The sequence below is a fragment of the Bacillus aquiflavi genome (assembly GCF_019915265.1).
Taxonomy (GTDB): domain Bacteria; phylum Bacillota; class Bacilli; order Bacillales; family Cytobacillaceae; genus Bacillus_BT; species Bacillus_BT aquiflavi.
In genome coordinates this window covers 127,160-144,052 of record NZ_CP082780.1, presented here as the reverse complement: position 1 = coordinate 144,052, position 16,893 = coordinate 127,160, and the positions used below count along the sequence as shown (strand labels likewise).

14 protein-coding genes are annotated in these 16,893 nt (G+C 33.3%); 4 read left to right on the top strand and 10 right to left on the bottom strand.

The genetic code is table 11. From position 1 onward, the window contains the following. Positions 1-233: 233 nt before the first annotated feature. The 3 genes from K6959_RS00765 to K6959_RS00755 all read right to left on the bottom strand — a co-directional run bounded on the left by K6959_RS00765 (position 234) and on the right by K6959_RS00755 (position 5,791). Entirely contained in the window at positions 234-1,334 is a 1,101-nt protein-coding gene (locus tag K6959_RS00765) for a response regulator (protein WP_163242866.1), read from the bottom strand. Beyond that, positions 1,315-4,425 (bottom strand): ATP-binding protein, encoded by a 3,111-nt coding sequence (locus tag K6959_RS00760; RefSeq protein ID WP_223087350.1) that lies wholly within the window; start codon positions 4,423-4,425, stop codon positions 1,315-1,317. The genes K6959_RS00765 and K6959_RS00760 overlap by 20 nt, the downstream gene beginning before the upstream one ends. A 652-nt stretch (positions 4,426-5,077) precedes the next feature. Beyond that, complete coding sequence (locus tag K6959_RS00755) at positions 5,078-5,791, bottom strand: ABC transporter permease (protein WP_163242868.1); 714 nt, start codon at positions 5,789-5,791, stop codon at positions 5,078-5,080. A gap of 599 nt (positions 5,792-6,390) precedes the next feature. Between K6959_RS00755 and K6959_RS00750 the strand changes: the two genes are divergently transcribed. Beyond that, complete coding sequence (locus K6959_RS00750; protein WP_223087348.1) at positions 6,391-6,693, top strand: hypothetical protein; 303 nt, start codon at positions 6,391-6,393, stop codon at positions 6,691-6,693. A gap of 2 nt (positions 6,694-6,695) precedes the next feature. After that, entirely contained in the window at positions 6,696-6,923 is a 228-nt protein-coding gene (locus K6959_RS00745) for a helix-turn-helix transcriptional regulator (protein WP_163242870.1), read from the top strand. Positions 6,924-7,406: 483 nt separating this feature from the next. Here K6959_RS00745 and K6959_RS00740 read toward each other — a convergent pair whose 3' ends face one another. The 3 genes from K6959_RS00740 to K6959_RS00730 form a co-directional block, all read right to left on the bottom strand. Continuing rightward, on the bottom strand, positions 7,407-8,279 hold the full coding sequence (locus K6959_RS00740) for an aminoglycoside 6-adenylyltransferase (protein WP_163242871.1): 873 nt from the start codon (positions 8,277-8,279) through the stop codon (positions 7,407-7,409). Between the two features lie 68 nt (positions 8,280-8,347). Further along, positions 8,348-8,866 carry an RDD family protein gene (locus tag K6959_RS00735; protein ID WP_163242872.1) on the bottom strand — a complete coding sequence of 173 codons (519 nt, stop codon included), beginning with the start codon at positions 8,864-8,866 and terminating at the stop codon, positions 8,348-8,350. Positions 8,867-9,507: 641 nt separating this feature from the next. Beyond that, positions 9,508-10,965, bottom strand: a complete 1,458-nt coding sequence (locus tag K6959_RS00730; protein WP_163242873.1) for an amidase — start codon at positions 10,963-10,965, stop codon at positions 9,508-9,510. A gap of 123 nt (positions 10,966-11,088) precedes the next feature. Here K6959_RS00730 and K6959_RS00725 point away from each other — a divergent pair, with 123 nt between their 5' ends. Then, positions 11,089-11,823: a response regulator transcription factor gene (locus tag K6959_RS00725; protein WP_163242874.1), complete on the top strand. Its 735-nt coding sequence runs from the start codon at positions 11,089-11,091 to the stop codon at positions 11,821-11,823. A gap of 74 nt (positions 11,824-11,897) precedes the next feature. On the opposite strand, the gene K6959_RS00720 is transcribed toward K6959_RS00725, so the two are convergent. Then, complete coding sequence (locus tag K6959_RS00720) at positions 11,898-12,329, bottom strand: GNAT family N-acetyltransferase (RefSeq protein ID WP_163242875.1); 432 nt, start codon at positions 12,327-12,329, stop codon at positions 11,898-11,900. A gap of 116 nt (positions 12,330-12,445) precedes the next feature. On the opposite strand from K6959_RS00720, the gene pdxR reads away from it, so the two are divergent. Next, positions 12,446-13,894 (top strand): MocR-like pyridoxine biosynthesis transcription factor PdxR, encoded by a 1,449-nt coding sequence (gene pdxR, locus K6959_RS00715; protein ID WP_163242876.1) that lies wholly within the window; start codon positions 12,446-12,448, stop codon positions 13,892-13,894. A 205-nt stretch (positions 13,895-14,099) separates the two neighbouring features. Here pdxR and K6959_RS00710 read toward each other — a convergent pair whose 3' ends face one another. The 3 genes from K6959_RS00710 to K6959_RS00700 all read right to left on the bottom strand — a co-directional run bounded on the left by K6959_RS00710 (position 14,100) and on the right by K6959_RS00700 (position 16,662). Continuing rightward, positions 14,100-14,423: a hypothetical protein gene (locus tag K6959_RS00710; protein WP_223087347.1), complete on the bottom strand. Its 324-nt coding sequence runs from the start codon at positions 14,421-14,423 to the stop codon at positions 14,100-14,102. 270 nt (positions 14,424-14,693) lie between these two features. After that, a complete protein-coding gene (locus K6959_RS00705) occupies positions 14,694-15,878 on the bottom strand; it encodes a spr1629 family repressor/antitoxin (protein WP_223087345.1) in 1,185 nt (394 codons plus the stop codon). 16 nt (positions 15,879-15,894) lie between these two features. Beyond that, positions 15,895-16,662, bottom strand: a complete 768-nt coding sequence (locus tag K6959_RS00700; RefSeq protein ID WP_163242879.1) for a spr1630 family ClpXP-sensitive toxin — start codon at positions 16,660-16,662, stop codon at positions 15,895-15,897. Positions 16,663-16,893: the final 231 nt, after the last annotated feature.

Sequence of the window (16,893 nt, the reverse complement as noted above, 5' to 3'; positions counted from 1 at the left end):
TTTTCTACACCTCCATTTAAAAGTTCTGAATAATGATGAAAGATCTCGATGGTTCCTTCCTATTTGCTGAACGACAAAATGTGTAGATTTCCAACATTTCTAGCGTTCATACAATTATTACTGTCTAAATATTACAAAATCATTCTGAACAATTTCTGAACATTCGACTTTTTCTTGCAAATAAAAAAGGAACTGTTGTAAAAAAAGCGTACAAACAGTTCCTTTTCTTGTTTTTATACAATATATTTACGATATACTTTGTTTATTTCTGTCGGGATATCAAGTTCTAAATCCTCGAGCCATTTCTTCTTAAATTGTTGAAAAGACGACATCATTTTCTGAATATTTCTCGTCTGTCCATAGTGATCTAAAATGAAATACATATATTTTTCATTATAAGGCTCTAATTGGATCATTTTTTCCAAACAGCTAATTATTAAATGAGAATGCTTTTGATGATCTATCATTTGAGTCACATAATCTTCTAAGTACGTCAAGAATATCTGTTTTATTCTTTCTTGTTTATCAAACGCCCAGTCATAATGCTCTTCCTCTAAATAGTCTCCGGAATATAAGCTAAGAGCTTTCTCGACAAAGAAAGTTGACTTTTGAGAAAGTTGAACGATATGCTCCAGCTCCAAAATATCACTTTCGAATTCGATTTTCAAAGCATAATGATCATTGATAAATGATACAGCATTGTCTATTCCGATATTTTTCAACGTTTTGCGTACTTGGTAAACGGTTGTGTGTAATAACGTTGACGAGTTCTTTACAGACATATCCGGCCAAAGATCATCAAGAATCTTTAATTTATGGACTGAAATATCCTGATTGTGCCAGAGGTAAAGAAATAATTCCTTTACTTTCTTAGTACGCCACTTTACGATTTTTTTATTTTGATCATATAATTGGAATTTGCCCATCATATGAGCATATATGTCCTCTTGTGGACATTCTTTTTTCACTGTATTTCTTTTATACGCTTGCAGTTTGGCAATTGTCTTCTTTAATCTGTCTAAATTGATCGGTTTTAATAAATAATCTACGGCGTTTACTTCAAACGCTTCTAAAGCAAACTGCGCATATGCTGTAACAAAAACAACTTCCAAGTAGCTGTATGAAGTCTTTAATATTTCTGCGAATTCAAGACCATGAACTTCTCCCATCTCTATATCTAGAAAGACAACGTCGATTTCTAGCGTCTTTAATTCCTGAAACGCTTTTTGAGGGCAAGTATAGGTTTTGACGACTTCAACTTCAGCGATTTTTCTTAGCTTTTGCTCAAGCACATTTAGTGCCCACTTTTCATCATCAATTAAAACCACTCTCATTACTTTTCACCTCTGGCAAGATAATCGTAATCTCAGTTCCTTCTCCCTCACGACTTTCTAAAAATAATTTAGCTTTCTTAATTAACTTTAACTTCTTAAATGTATTCTTAAATCCGATCCCTATCGTATTTTCTTTTAAAAGATTTGCCCGTTTTTCTTCTGTCATCCCAACGCCGTTATCTTTTACAACGATTTTCACGCCATCACAACTTCTTTGAATAGAAAGCCATAGATCCCCCCCAGAAATTTTTTTTGTTATTCCGTGTTGCACAGCGTTTTCTACAAGCGGCTGAATCGTCATAGATGGCAGCATCACTTCGATACTTTCATCGATATGATAATGGACTCTCAGCCTATCCCCATACCTCATCTGTTGGATTGATAAATAAGATTTCACTAACTCGATTTCTTTATTGATTGAAATAAGGGAATCTTGTTTGTAAAAGTCTAGTTTTGCTCGAAAATAGGTGGATAAATGTTCTAGTGCTTCCCGTGTTTTTTCTTCATCTATATAACTTAATCCGATAATTGTATTAAAGGTATTAAATAAGAAGTGCGGGGTTATTTGAGCATAAAAATAGCTTAATTCATTATGAATTGCCTCTTGAGCAGACTTTTTCATCGATAAAAGCGACTCAATTCTTGCTTTTAATTCTTCTTGTTGAACTGGTTTACGCAAAAAATCGTTAGCACCTATATCAAAAGATAAAATCAAATCCGACAATTGTCCGGCCGCAGTTAAAATCAAGATCGGTAATTCTACCATATGGTACTCTTCGCGGACAAACTGACAAACCTCATATCCTGACATTTTTGGCATCATTAAGTCTAATATTAATAAATCAACTTTGATATTTTTTAATAAAGCTAATGCCTTTCTTCCATCATCAACAGCTATAACCGTATAACGTAATCCTCCTATAAGGTTAACAAGGACTTTTAAATTTGCATGTTCATCATCAACAACTAAAATCGTATATCCACGATCCCCTTCCACTGTTAGCGGGAGGTTCAATTTAACATTTAAATCGAGTTGTTTATTCCTCGTAAGACGATCATCTCCATTATTTGTCATCAGCGATTGCCCAGATTCCAGTTCCGATAATTGCTCCTTAGTTGCTAAAGGTAAAGAAAAAGTAAAACAAGAACCCTTCTTAAGCTCGGAAGTAACTGAAATCTCTCCTTCTACTGCTTCCACTAACTGTTTCGTAATCGCAAGACCTAAACCAAGCCCTTCTGCTCCTCTCCGTAAATGATCTTCTGCTTGATAAAAAAATGAAAAAATATGTTGTAAATCATCGGAGCTCATGCCAACCCCTGTATCACAAACAGATATATACATATATTTGTCTTGAACTTCAGCTGAGATCGTAATTTCACCTTGTTCTGTATATTTAATTGCATTAGATAATAAGTTATATAAGATTTGTTTGAATCTCTGTTCATCAACATATATATATGGAAGGTCTGAATTGACTTTATTTATTATTTTTATTTTTTCTGATGGCGGCTTTAACAGTTGCATTTCAGCTAAAACTTCATCAATTACCTTTACATGTACTGCTTTTGCGGAAACATTTATTTCTTCTTTTTTTATTTTTGAGGCATATAATAAATCTTCGACTATCGTTGCTAGTCTTTTCCCTACATTATGAATCAGGGCGACACTTTCTTGCTGTTTTAAGCGTAAAGGACCTTCCTTTCCTTCCATTAACGATTTTGAAAGATTTAAAATCCCATTTAATGGTGTCCTTAATTCGTGTGATGTTTTTGCTAAAAACTCATCTTTAAGATGATCATAAGTACGTAAATCTTTCGAAAGTTGCTCTACTTGGATAAATGTATGATGAAATCGATGCCCCATTAATAACGAAAGACTGACCGTCATAAGTAAAAACAAAAATACAGGAACCCTGCCAATATCAACTTCAAATAATAGATCAATCCCTAATAGGAAACCATAATTAAAAAAGGTTGTCACAATAACTAATATATATTGAGATCCTTCCGTCTCTTTCATAAATGCCTTAATCAAAATAAGAATAGTATAAATACTAGCAAAGCTTAAGACGATCACAATTTGTGCTTGTACTAATGTGAGAGGCAAGTTAGATAGTAACATTTTGCTGACATTCGGAATTCCATATAAAAGCCCATCTATCATAATTAAAAAACTTAAAACATTCGTTACTCTTTTACTTGCATATTCTTTAAAAGATTCATATATAAACGCTAAAAAGAAAAATATTGAGGAATGAATAAGTGCAAATTGTATATTTGTTAAAATGCTTATCTCCATAACTGGAAAAATAAGTTCAATTAATTTTTCATTTAATGTTGCCAAATAAATACCTTGCAATAGACAAAACAAGCTAAAAAACAACTGATATACACTACTAGTGTGAAGAAAAAAAGAAACAAAATAATAAAGTCCTAATAATAAGTAACCGGATACGAGTAAGGCGTCAATAGCCCGTTCTTGATCTTTAGCTAGTTGAATTTGTTCACCAGTACCAAATTCTAGCGGATGGATAATCCCACCGGTCGGATACCGATGATTTGCTACTTGAACAACGATTTCAAGCTGTCCTTCTTTACTTTCACCTAAGCCAATATATTTTCTATTGTATGCCTTAAAATGTTCTCTCTCTTTCGCAGGAACACCACTCGATCCAACTTCTTTGCCATTTATGAATAAGCGACTAGCATACCTAATTGTATTCGTCTTTACTCCATATAATCCATCTTTAGGCACTTGAATGATGAGACGATATGTACCAACAACATATTCTGATTTGTCACGCCAACGATCAACTTCCCATGAGCTGGGAACGAGCATCTTTTTTCCGAGATGACGATATTCAGAAAACATATCTTGATCAGGATGTGGATCAATTAGTTCATCTGGATAAAATGTCCATTCACCATTTAGCTCTACTTTACCTTTCTCTTCAAAGTCCCATAAATGTAAATCTAATTGGCCATCATCTGCTTCAGGTGCTGAAGAACTTTTAGATTCAAAAGGAAATATACTTAAAATTGTAAATAAAAAAATACCGAGCGAGATAATGAGAGCCGTAATTCTATTCATTTGTTCACCTCACAGATGAAAGATTCAACCGCTTTTGGCACATTTCAGAATGAAACGAATGGGAAAGCCAAAATAAAAAATATGAGTAAATTTTATCACACCCCTAAAATCTGCCGTTATTAATTAACAGATGAGGTGGACAGGAATGCGCAATGTCTAAGGTTTATGTTATGAAAACTTAATAAAAAGATAGCATATGGCAGGTGTAGAAAATTGTTGTAATTTAGCCAAAAATTAAAATTGGTTTAAAATGCCTAAGTTTCCCTAATAATTTCTGTCAGAATCTAAGACATTGTATAGAAAAAATAGTTTAAGCACTACTTTTTTAATGTAACACTTCAAACAATTCCAGTATACTCAAATTGATAACTTTCTACTGTTAAGTAACATCTTAAAAGATTTTATAAAAGTTTAACTCTTAAAAATAGCCTTAAAAAATCCGACCTCAATTGTGAGATCGGACAACATAATTCATTTTTAATTTTAAAAAACTGTTTTTTCATTTGTGAAAACAACATACATTTACAAATATTTAATGAGCAAAAAAATCTTTACAAATGAATCCACAGTCATTTCTGTGCAAATCCATTGTAAAGATCTGCTGTCAACATGAATTCATTTGTCATAACAGGACAAATTATGTTTTTGTAATTTAAGCAATGTCGGCTTTTTCTATATTTTTAATCGTACGATAGACGATCATAAACCCAATTACACTAAGAGATAATGGTACATAAACAATAGAAGCGACAGAAAAAGCTGGATTGTGAGAACTTATAAGAGCAACGACGATAATTGAAGACGTAATTGTCGCTGATACCGAATAATTGCGCATCCCAAAATATAAAGTAACTAATGATGTACCTGCACAAGCAAACGCAAATATAATAATGCTTAAAAGCTGTTCAATAAAAGTATTTTCTGAGACTATCTCTGGAATAAACCGGAAGTAAGAATTCAACCAAATAAATGAACCTAAGACAACTAGATGTGAAATAACAATCGTCATAAAAGTAAGCAAACCAACGATTAACATTTTTGTTCCAATTAGCTTCTTTCTACTAATCGGATACGTAAACAGTATGGAAATCGTTTTATTTCGATACTCCTCAATGACTAATTTAGATATAAGCACTGCTGCAAATATAATAAATGTAGCCCTTACTAATGCACCAATAATAATAAAAGCCTCATCATAGTTTAAAATAGTAAAGTTCCCTTCTGGAATAGGGAGATTTCCCTTTAATTCCTCTAAAAAACCGATAGAACAAACTAAAAAGATAATAAATAAGTTTGCGGTAATTGCTCCTTTTACATACCAGCCTAATTTTGCTTTCTTTAATTCTAACTTTATTAACTTTAACATCTGAAAGTCACCCCAAAAATCCGATATTTACATAGTCGTATCCATCTATATATTTTCATCACTTCAATCATTCCTTTTTGTCTTTTTTAAACCGCAAGTGCCCGTACTGTATCAAAATTACGAACTCATCATCCCCCAGATTCTTACACTTATATAGCTAGGGAAAAAAGATGCTGCCAAATTCCTCGAGGTCTATTATTACTTAAGATTATTTAGCTGGATATGTAACTGTTACCTATATTAGCAACAAGCTGTTTCTTTTTTATTTTTTTATCCTTAAAAGTTTCTTAAGTTACTGAACGGTAAGAATAGTACATGAAGGCGTGACCTATGATCACGCACGATTTCACGATGACATAAGCTATAGAATAATGAAGCAATCCAAGCATATAGTAAATTTACCTTTACAAAGATTACATTACCATTCGGATCATCATATAGAAATTATAAAATATATTGGGTACGAAATAAAACAAAAGTTCTAGTATAGTTGCTTTTCAGTAACTAACAAATTTGTAAAAATAATTTGACATTTTTATTTGTTTTACTTATAATGTAAAATGTAAAAAACATTTTTCATTCATGGAGGTGATTTATTTATGGACTGGATATTCATATCATTTACTGGGGTGTTTTTTATAACTATCATCCTCATGATCCTTCTCCTTTACTCATTATCAAAACATGGAGATGAGAGGAAAGAATACATTAAAACAAAAACAATGTCTTACACTTTCACAATAATAATAGGGTTGTTATTAACAAAAAAGGGTGAGGATGTGTATGTCTCGATAACGAATAGTACAAGAACAAATGGATTCAATGCCTATACTTTTCTTGTAACGATAACAACAGTTTACTTTGTGGTTCTTTTAATTAATAAAAAAAGATTTGGCGGTTAACGATGAAAAATAAAATTCAACAATTAAGAAAGGCTAAGAAGCTTTCTCAAGAGGATTTAGCTAATCTATGTCAAGTTACCAGACAGACTATTAACGCAATAGAAAATAACAAATACGATCCTACTTTAAAACTAGCTTTCGATTTGGCTTCGGTTTTAGACACTACAGTTGATCAGTTATTTTTGTATAAAAGTGAAGATCATTGCACCAGGGGGAAAGGAAAAAAATAATCCTAAATAACAAAATGCTTAATTTATCAAATTTAAAAATACTTAATATGACAAAGGGTGGGGATGATGCTCGCTTGTAAGTAGAATCGACCTCTATATCCTCTTCTTCTTGTCCAATATGCGGTACGGTTTAGACATGATATAAGAATTGCCAATGCATTTGGCAAAAACCAGAGATATAAATGTAAGGTATGCCACAAAAACGTGTCAGACTTTCGTTCCTAATCATTCAATAAGTCGATTAGTAACTGACATCCTTATCAGGCTAATTTTAATCCCAACAAATTAAAGAAGTTAAAGGTACTTTTGCAAAGCAGCACGTTCCGCATTCTACCGTGCTGATTTTTCCACACTGACTAAGCTTATGGAAGGGAGTACTATAATGACCCTCTTTCCGTAAAATCCTATTACAGTATCATCGTTTATCAGAAAATTGAAGGTTCCAATTATCCTAATCTAATCGTTTTAATTACTTTTTTTTCATTACTCATACATAGCTGTAACATTTAAAGGGAGGGTTCGTACATGGTGCAAGTATTGTTTTACCTTTCTCCATTCTTCCAAAGGATAGTTAAATTGAAGCTCTTCAGCGACCTCGACCGCCACTTGCTCAAATACTTCCGTCATGAGAAATAAAGCGTTCCAAACATGCGCCTCGTCTCCATTCGGGTAAGTTGATAAGAGACTTTCCCACGTTTCTTTATTTAAATAACGCTTTAAATACTTTCCATTTTTTCCGATACTGAGCGAAAAATTTCTTTCTATTCCGATTCTCCATTCAAGCATCTTGATGAGCATGGACCGTACAATGTTCAAATGATCGTACGCATAAATCATTTCTTGTCTCCATAATCCTTTTGCAACATAAGTCGATACCCACCAAAATTCATTACAACAATCAGAAAAAAGGTGAGCAGACGGCGTTTTTACCCAATAATCCTTATCAGTAGGTGAAGGGATAGAAGGCAAGATATCATCTTTATCTAATATTATGACTGTTAGCTTATCTTCCTGGCAATATTTTTTCCCTTCCTCAAGACAAATTAATGTAAGATCAATACGATTGCCATCTGTAAACAGCATTAAATAAGGAAATCTTCCGTCCAATTCTGGTGGATACAGTACACTGGTTTCAGGTGTTTGCATCATGATTCGCTCCCCAAACACATCAATCCAGTTTGGATCATCGATAAATGATTGCATATCCGTCACAAGATAGACGAGATCATAATCCCTAAATGGATCCTGTGGAACATTCGGGTTCGTTCTTGAGCCGCTCATCCAAACAGCTCTAATTCTCTTATCCTTTTTGGCAACACTTAAAATTAAATCTATTATTTCTTGCTCTGAACGCATTTTTTTATTCCTCCTATAAAAAGAATAAAAGGATAGCAACTCTCTTACACCTTATTGGACAAAAAAAATTAAGAAGAAACTTTGACAACTTGTGCTTTTGTCATGATATCGTAAAGTGATTGTTTCTTTTTTGTGAAAATAGCGGTCAAAATATAAGCAAAAATAAGCAAATAGATGAGTCCACCAATAAAATAGTAGTTAAATGGCATTTTACCGTCAGCGACATAAATAAGTCGGTAAATGAGATCATGCGACAGCTCCCACGGTAAAAACTTCAGGATCGTTCGAAAGGTGATATGTATGACTGAAAGAGCTGCCCCGTTTTCGTCAACTACTCGGATACCCGTCCTCTTTTTTCCAAAAGACTGACCGCCAATCACTGAATCGCTAATGATAAAATAGAGCGATATCGGAAGTGTCACCATTAAAAATCCTGCAAACTGCGCGACAATTAGTGAACCATTAAATAAGTGCTGTATATCAGGAAAGAGAAATACACTTAAGACAAAAAGTGCAGCTAAATAGGCAACAATAAGTATATAATCAATCATAAAAGCTTTAAGTCGCAACAAAAATGGCGCGGTCATTCTCATAACCCCTTAATTCCGTCATGATAAACTTACCGTTTTGATCTAACAAAGTCATATTTCGTGAAAAATTGGTTCATTTCCTTTCAGCATTAAGACGGCAGTCGCACACGAATAAGCATCAAACAAAAGCAAAAAATATACTTATCATTAAGTTTTATTGTATCTGAAGTCATTTGTAAACACTAACAGATTCTCGCCTATATGATGATGAACACTAAAGCGAACTAATATTATTTTAGGACATACAAAACTTCAGCTTTTGTATTTTTTTGAAAACAATCAATGTTTAGCCTTGTTGATCGAAGATTGAGTTAATATCATTATATTTTAATCGATGAATTACTCCATTAGAACAAATACATTAACGTATTTAAACATCTCAGAGGCAAAAAAGCAGTGCAACAGCTGATTGATTATGCCAACGAATTCAATTTAGTTGTTTTAATTAAACATGACCATTCATGTACTCCCTTAGGAAAGAAAAAAGGATGACAAAGTAAAAAAACAGGGAGCAAATATATATTCCTTTATAAGCAAAAAAGAAACGCCTTCTTCTCAATGATCGACGAGAAACGGCGTTCCTGTATTTTACTTTTTTAAATAAAAATCAACCACGTACCTCTTGCAGTGCACATCACTCAAACTGGATTCGCTATATTTGAAGTATGAATCTCTGGCTTTCTCTCTTTCCACGGCAATGCTTCTTCTAGTTGTGTAGCCAACTGTAATAAAGTAGCTTCATCAGCAAATCGTCCAGTAAACTGCATGCCAATCGGCAGTCCATTCTGGCTCGTTTGTAATGGGAGTGAGATTGAAGGCTGACCAGTTGCATTAAATAAGTTTGTAAAAGGAGCATAAGTAAAAATTTGCTCAGTCCATTGTTTTGCATCAATTGATAGATTATTAGCATTTAAAACACCTATTTTAGCAGGTAAAGTGGCGATCGTTGGCGATAAAAGCATATCATAATCTGCGAAAAAATGACCTACCATTCTTGAAATCTTAGCGTTTATATCGATCGCCTCTAACAATTCAGATGCTTTCATTTCTTTTCCATATAAATAACATTCCCATATAGCCGCTTCAATATTTTGATTTGAAGCTGTTTTTCCTGACATTTGGGCTGTACCTTCAATCATGTTATAAATATTTGCTGTCCAAATACGCAGCGTAGCTAAGCTAAGTTGCTCTGGATCATATTTCGGGGCAGCTTCAACTACGATATGACCTAAATCTTCACATAATTGGACTGTTTTATGCAACGCCTTTAAACAATCATCATCAACCGGTGCTCCTGAAACAGGTTCCGCCATCCAAGCAATCTTTAACGGTCTGACAGGCTTTTGAATTAGTTGTTTATATTCTTTAGCAGGTGACTCCGGCCAGCCATAACAGCCAATATCCGGCCCGCTTACTGCATCAAGAAGATGAGCGGTATCTCTTACAGTCTTTGTTACTCCAAATTCTATCGCAATTCCATTTAATAGCTCACTATTGTATGGTCCAGCAGGTATTCTTCCTCTAGTAGGTTTTAATCCAATTAAGCCACTGCATGATGCAGGGATTCTAATAGATCCACCACCATCATTTGCATGCGCCACTGGAACTATTCCGGAAGCAACTGCGGCAGCCGAACCGCCACTTGAACCTCCAGGACTATGATTTAAATTCCATGGATTACGTGTTGGACCATATACAACTGCTTCTGTTGCCGCATTATATCCAAACTCAGGTGTAGTCGTTGTCCCTACCGTCACAAAACCTGCTTTCCTAAACCTCGCCATTAATTCACTATCAACTGGAAAAATAGTCCCTTCTGCCAGTCTGCTTCCCATACTAATAGGCACATTTGCTGCATGAAGCACGAGTTCTTTTATTAAAAATGGTACACCTGTAAAAGGACCGTCACTTAAACCTGCTTTAATTTCGTTCATCGCTTCCTCTTCAAGAATTGAGACAACAGCATTTAAATCTGGATTTAATTGTTTAATCGCATGAATCGAAAGAGTTACAAGCTCTTCAGGTTTCACTTGGTTTCTTTTTACAAGATGAGCAAGACCAAGCCCGTCATATTTTGCAAACTCCGCTATATTCATCGGTATCCCTCCTCCTTTTTTATCAATTATAATGTGGAGGAAAATTTTTTTATATTACTCAAAAGGACTATTATTTGACTATTTAGAATATTTGGTTTAAAAGTAAAACAAGGGGTGGTGAGAATGCTACGATCAAAAAAAGAATATCAACAAGTGTTGTATGCCAGTGAAGAATTGGCAAATATGCAAATGAAGCTAACAACAAATAGTTATCGTATTGAAGTTTTGCAAATTTTATCTCATTTATTAGGTTACAATAAATCGTTATTTTGGTTAGTAGACGACAATCATAATCTAATCGATCCAATTGTACTTAATATCGAAAAACAGACACTAAAAGAATATTTGCATTACTTTTATGAATTGGATTTTCTTCAGCCTTTTAATTTAAAAAAGATCAATAAAATTGTAAAAATAGATGATATCATTTCTTTTTCAAGCTACTTAGAGTCAGAATATTATCATTCTTTTATGAAAGAAAATAGGTTGTTAGACGAAATGGGCATCTACTTACAATATAACAACAAATTAGTTGGTGTCATTGGTCTATTGCGAGCTCGAGATGAAAAACAATTTACGGAAACAGATTCAGTTAAACTTCACTTTCTTATAAAACATATTGAAAACGGTTTCAATATTCAACGTCTCATAAATGGTCGCGAAAATGAGAATAACTTAAATTTAACAGCAAGGGAGCAAGAGTTAGTAACTTACCTTGAGAAAGGGATTAAAAATAAAGAGATTGCCAATATACTATACATTAGTGAACATACGGTAAAAAAACACCTTCAAAACCTATACCGAAAGTTTAATGCAAACAATCGAACAGAATTATTATATAAAATAAGAATAAAATAAGCTGCTTTCTTTCGGAATTTTACTTTGTCTACAAGTTAAAAAACTGGGCAAAAACGCCGCCCAGTTTTATCATGTTAATCATTTATATTCCTTTTAAAAACATAGTTTACTTTATGATAAGCCATTTTATCCTCATAAAAACGGTGAGCATCTACACGTTGCAAACCAGATGATAATGCAACAGTTTCATAGCCATTCTCTTTTGCCCACTCATGGATGTGTGCAAGTAGCTTTTTACCATAGCCTTTAGATCGTTTATTCGAATCTGTTACTAAATCACAAACCCAAATAAATCGCCCATTATTTAATGTAATCATTGGCATAAATCCGATAACCGTAGCCATTTCGCCATGATGGTACAGAGCAAATATTTTATAATTTTCCTTTGCTATTGCTTCACTTATCATTTCAATGTAAGTTTTTTCATTAAGATGCGGCCGTAATTGTTTTATGATCGGAAAAGCATGAATCCATTCCTTTTCACTTGTTAACTCTTTCATCTCCATCGTTCATAACCTCCCTTATCAATTTACTTTTGATTATATTGATCAAGTGGCATTATTAAAAGTATCACATATGATATAATTTATAGGGTCAGTTTTTTGCCGGAAGGATGAATGTCATGATAGAACTTACACCTCATTTAGACAATGAAAAAAAGGAACCTTTATACGTACAGCTTTATCACTATATAAGAGAGGAAATTCAAACTGGCAACATCGCACCGGGGGTAAAGCTTCCGTCAAAACGAAAGCTAGCGGCTCACCTTGGCATTAGTCAAAACACAATTGAAACTGCATACCAACAACTGAATGCAGAAGGATATGTCAAATCTGAACTGCGAAAAGGCGTTTATGTGAAAAAGTTAGCAGGAGATCTTTATCCATATTCAAGCCGGATTTCCTTTCATAACAAAAAAGTAACTAAAAACCATGACGAACAATATAAATTTGACTTCAGCCACGGAAAGGTAGATTTAGAACATTTTCCATATTCAACTTGGAGAAAGTTAACCGTACAATCGTTATACGAAGAAAATAGCGAGATTTTTTTCAATGGTGATCCAAAAGGTGATACTAATCTTCGAGAAGAAATTGCTCAATATGTTTTTCAATCAAGAGGGGTAACATGTTCACCAGAACAAATTATGATCGGTGCTGGTACACAATACTTACTACGATTGCTCACGATGTTAATCGGGAAGGAATCTATATACGCAATGGAAGATCCGGGTTTTCATAGAACTAGGGCTGTGTTTAAACACGAAAATGTTAAAACCATTTCAATTCCTCTTGATGAAGAGGGAATCTCCCTAAAACATTTAGAAGAGAGTCGAGCAAATGCAGTATATATCACACCATCGCACCAGTTCCCGTTTGGAACGATCATGCCAATTAATCGACGCTTAGAATTATTGAAATGGGCTGAAGCAAAAGGCCGCTATATTATCGAGGACGATTATGATGGCGAATTTAGATATATAGGCAAACCGATTCCTTCATTGCAAGGCTTGGACTTTAAAGACAGCGTCATTTACTTAGGTACATTTTCTAAATCGTTAATCCCTTCAATCCGCCTAAGTTATGCCGTGTTGCCCACAGCATTGGTAAATCAATATGATCAACACCTTACTATATATAAACAAACAGTTTCTCGTCTCCATCAACACACCCTTTTTCTATTTATGAAAAACGGTCATTGGAAAAGCCATTTAAATAAAATGAGAAACGTATACCGCAAAAAACAACATATGCTAGTAGCTTCTATTAAAAAGTATATCGGCAATAAAGCTACCATTATTGGTGAGAAATCGGGACTGCATATTCTTTTACAAGTACACAATCAGATGTCTGAATTAGAGCTAATCAAAAACGCTCTGAAAAAGAAGGTGAAAATCTACCCAACTTCAATTTATTATGAACAATACAAGGCAGATAAGCCAATGGTTTTATTAGGCTTTGGCGGGTTAAGCGAAACAGAAATTGACGAGGGGATCAAATTATTAAAGGATGCATGGTTTAATGAAAAAGATGAAAACACCGTTCAGTCAATGAACGATGCTGATCAATAAAATGGTATAACGTATTTCAAACCCTTCTATTAGAGCTCGTTCCTTTCCCGATTGCAGAACTAACCATGCATTAGAGGGAATATCCGGTCTGTTTACGTCACATCATGGCTGATTACATAGCAACGGAGGATAAAATTTTTCGAAAATGAACAGAAAAGCTAAGAAGGGGCAGCCTCAAAATTCGAAAGCCCCTTTCGGTAATGTTTCACTTCTTTTTTTCTTTAATCTGTTCTCGAATACTTTCTAGTTCTTCCAATGACAGCTCGCCTAGCGATTGTTTTATTTCTTCCTCAATTTCTTTTTTGTTGCTTTCGCGATATTTATCCCACCATTCTCGGAGACCTTCCGTATTATTAAGAAGAACTTCAATATCGATCTCCTCTACTTCATCATCTGACAAATAGTTTAACACAGCCGCTAACATGCGAGTGAGCTGATGAATTTCATCTTCATTTTTTTCCTTTTTCATTAGTAAAACATTCGCTTCTTTATCTGTTTCCTTGTTGTGTTGAGAATCCTTTCGTGGCATCATGTCCCTCCTGACAATATAAACAAACGATTGTTTAATATTTATTTTAAAAATATTATTTCCAAAAAGATCATATCAATGAATTTTCATCGGTAAGATTGTCCTTTCCCAAAGAACTTTAAAAATCATAAATTGAAAGCACATTCTTTATCCTTGCCATTAAAATCAGTATTAGAAGTACCACCTTATTCTTGATGAAAAGATTCCCCAAATGAAAAAAGACACCAACAAAAGTCACTTGTAAATGACTCTCACGTTAAGTGCCTTCTTTTAACTTTTAAATGTTAATTCACTCACTGTAAAATTCTTATTTTCTTTTTTGCGATGTTTAGTAAAAAATTCTTCTTCAATTCCTGTAAGTACTGTAAGAAAGCTTTGATCTACTTTTAATTCATCCATTAAATCTGATACTGAATATAAATCATGATCAAAAAGTAACTGTAAAATACTCTTCATTTTCATTGGACGGTTTATTGGTATTTCATAATCTAAAGGTTCAATGAATTTGTAGCCCTTTTTATTAATCGACATGAAAAAATATCGATATTGCTGATAATTAATTATCTTTAACTTAAGCGCCCTCATTGCAATTGCTTGTAAAGAGACATGCCATTTTTGCTTAAGGTCCAGATAGGCATCTGGATTAGAAACTTTAACTATCCCGTTACAATCTTTTCTAAAACTATCTTCTGGCAAAAGAAACATTGAAGCAAATTGATTCGCCTCATCTTCAAGTTGACGATAAGATTTTTTATCTTGCATAGTAAATTCTACTTTATAATGTAATAATAAATGACCCAACTCATGAGCTAAATCGAAATTCCTTCTTACAGCTGATTTTTTTATAGAGCCTAAAATGATGTAAGGTCGATCATCTTTACTCCATAAACTGTACGCATCAATCGTTTCACCAATTTCCTTTTCAAAAATAAAAGCTCCTGCTTTCTCCAATAAAAATAGGAAATTTTTATTAGAATTATTCCTCAAGCCAATTTTGTTCCGAGCTAATTCAGCAATACACTTTATTTGAGTGTCCCTATCCATCTCACAATTTTTTTTAAAAAATAGGATCGTGTCGTTTCTCAATTCCAAAAGGATATTTTTAGGGTAGTTGATCTTCCTTTCAATTTTCTTTAAAAAAACGTCAATAAATCTTATATGCATTGATTCACTTTGAGTTTTATTTAACGAATTTATTGTTTCAGAGCGATATGCTATATTGTGAGTTTGTATATTATTCATATCTGCTTCAGATAACATATCTTCTTTATAAAAATAGGAGGATTTTACTTTAAAAATAGTTTTTAATTTATTTATTACTTCTAGTTTCGGAGAAGTGTACCCATTCTCGTATTGCCAAATAGCCTGTTCAGTTACTCCTACTTTTTCCGCCAACTGATTTCGGCTTAAATCATGCAGGATTCGAATGTTGGTCAGACTTTTACCAATGAACACAGGCTATACCTCCTTATTATTTTATTATTGCTTTTCTTTCAGTATCTAATACAATTCCGAATTTATGTGCATCAAAATGATCTTCAGTATCACTTTTATTTACCAAAATATCTTTCAATTCTTCCTCGATCTCAAAAGCGTGTGACTCATTGATATAAAATGTTAAATTATCAATTAAATAAGCTTGATTATTTACCGGATTTGGCATCCATAATTGAATTTTTGAAATATATTGGTTTTCATCAATCAAATATGTAACGATATAAAAACGATTGTAATTCGATTTTATTTTTGAAATCTCCTTATTGTCAATATCATTTAATTGACAGTCCTCTATTAATTGTAATTCTAGCTGAACAAAGCTCTCTGACACTTGAGGAGAAATATCATTAAAATCAATCTCTTTATTAATTGTCATTAAATTTTCCATATAAGAAATTTTCGTCCTGCGAGCCTTACCCGTAGCATCTTTACCACGATTGACCTGATCTGGATCAAAGTATCTAGCATTTTTAACAATAAATAAAATAGCTTCATTTTGATGTTTAAACTGAAGGTACTGCCAAGTCAAACCAGCCTTTGCTAACTTACTCTTCACTCCAAAAGGTTCACATTCAACCCCTACGTGATGATCAATATGATTTCCTTTAACCCATGCGTAGGCCCCGCTTACTTTTAATGACTTAGCTTTTTCCCTTCTCACATCTAAATATTCACGATACCCTTTAAAGATTCCATCTACTATCTTTTGATTCAACCCTTTCTCCAATCTATAGTCCTTCATTTTGAACATACACCTCCGAATTTTCTTATATAGTCTTTTGTTTATTTTATTAAAGAAAATATGATTTGTATATGTTTTTTCTAAAGTATTTATAATCTTTCATCTCATTTTTTATCAATGTCATATCATTGTTCGATACTCAAATAAAAAAATTGTTTATCAGAATAATTTGCTATTTAGATTTTTAAAAATAAAATATAGGAGAACTTTTGTAAACGTTATTTTAAAAAA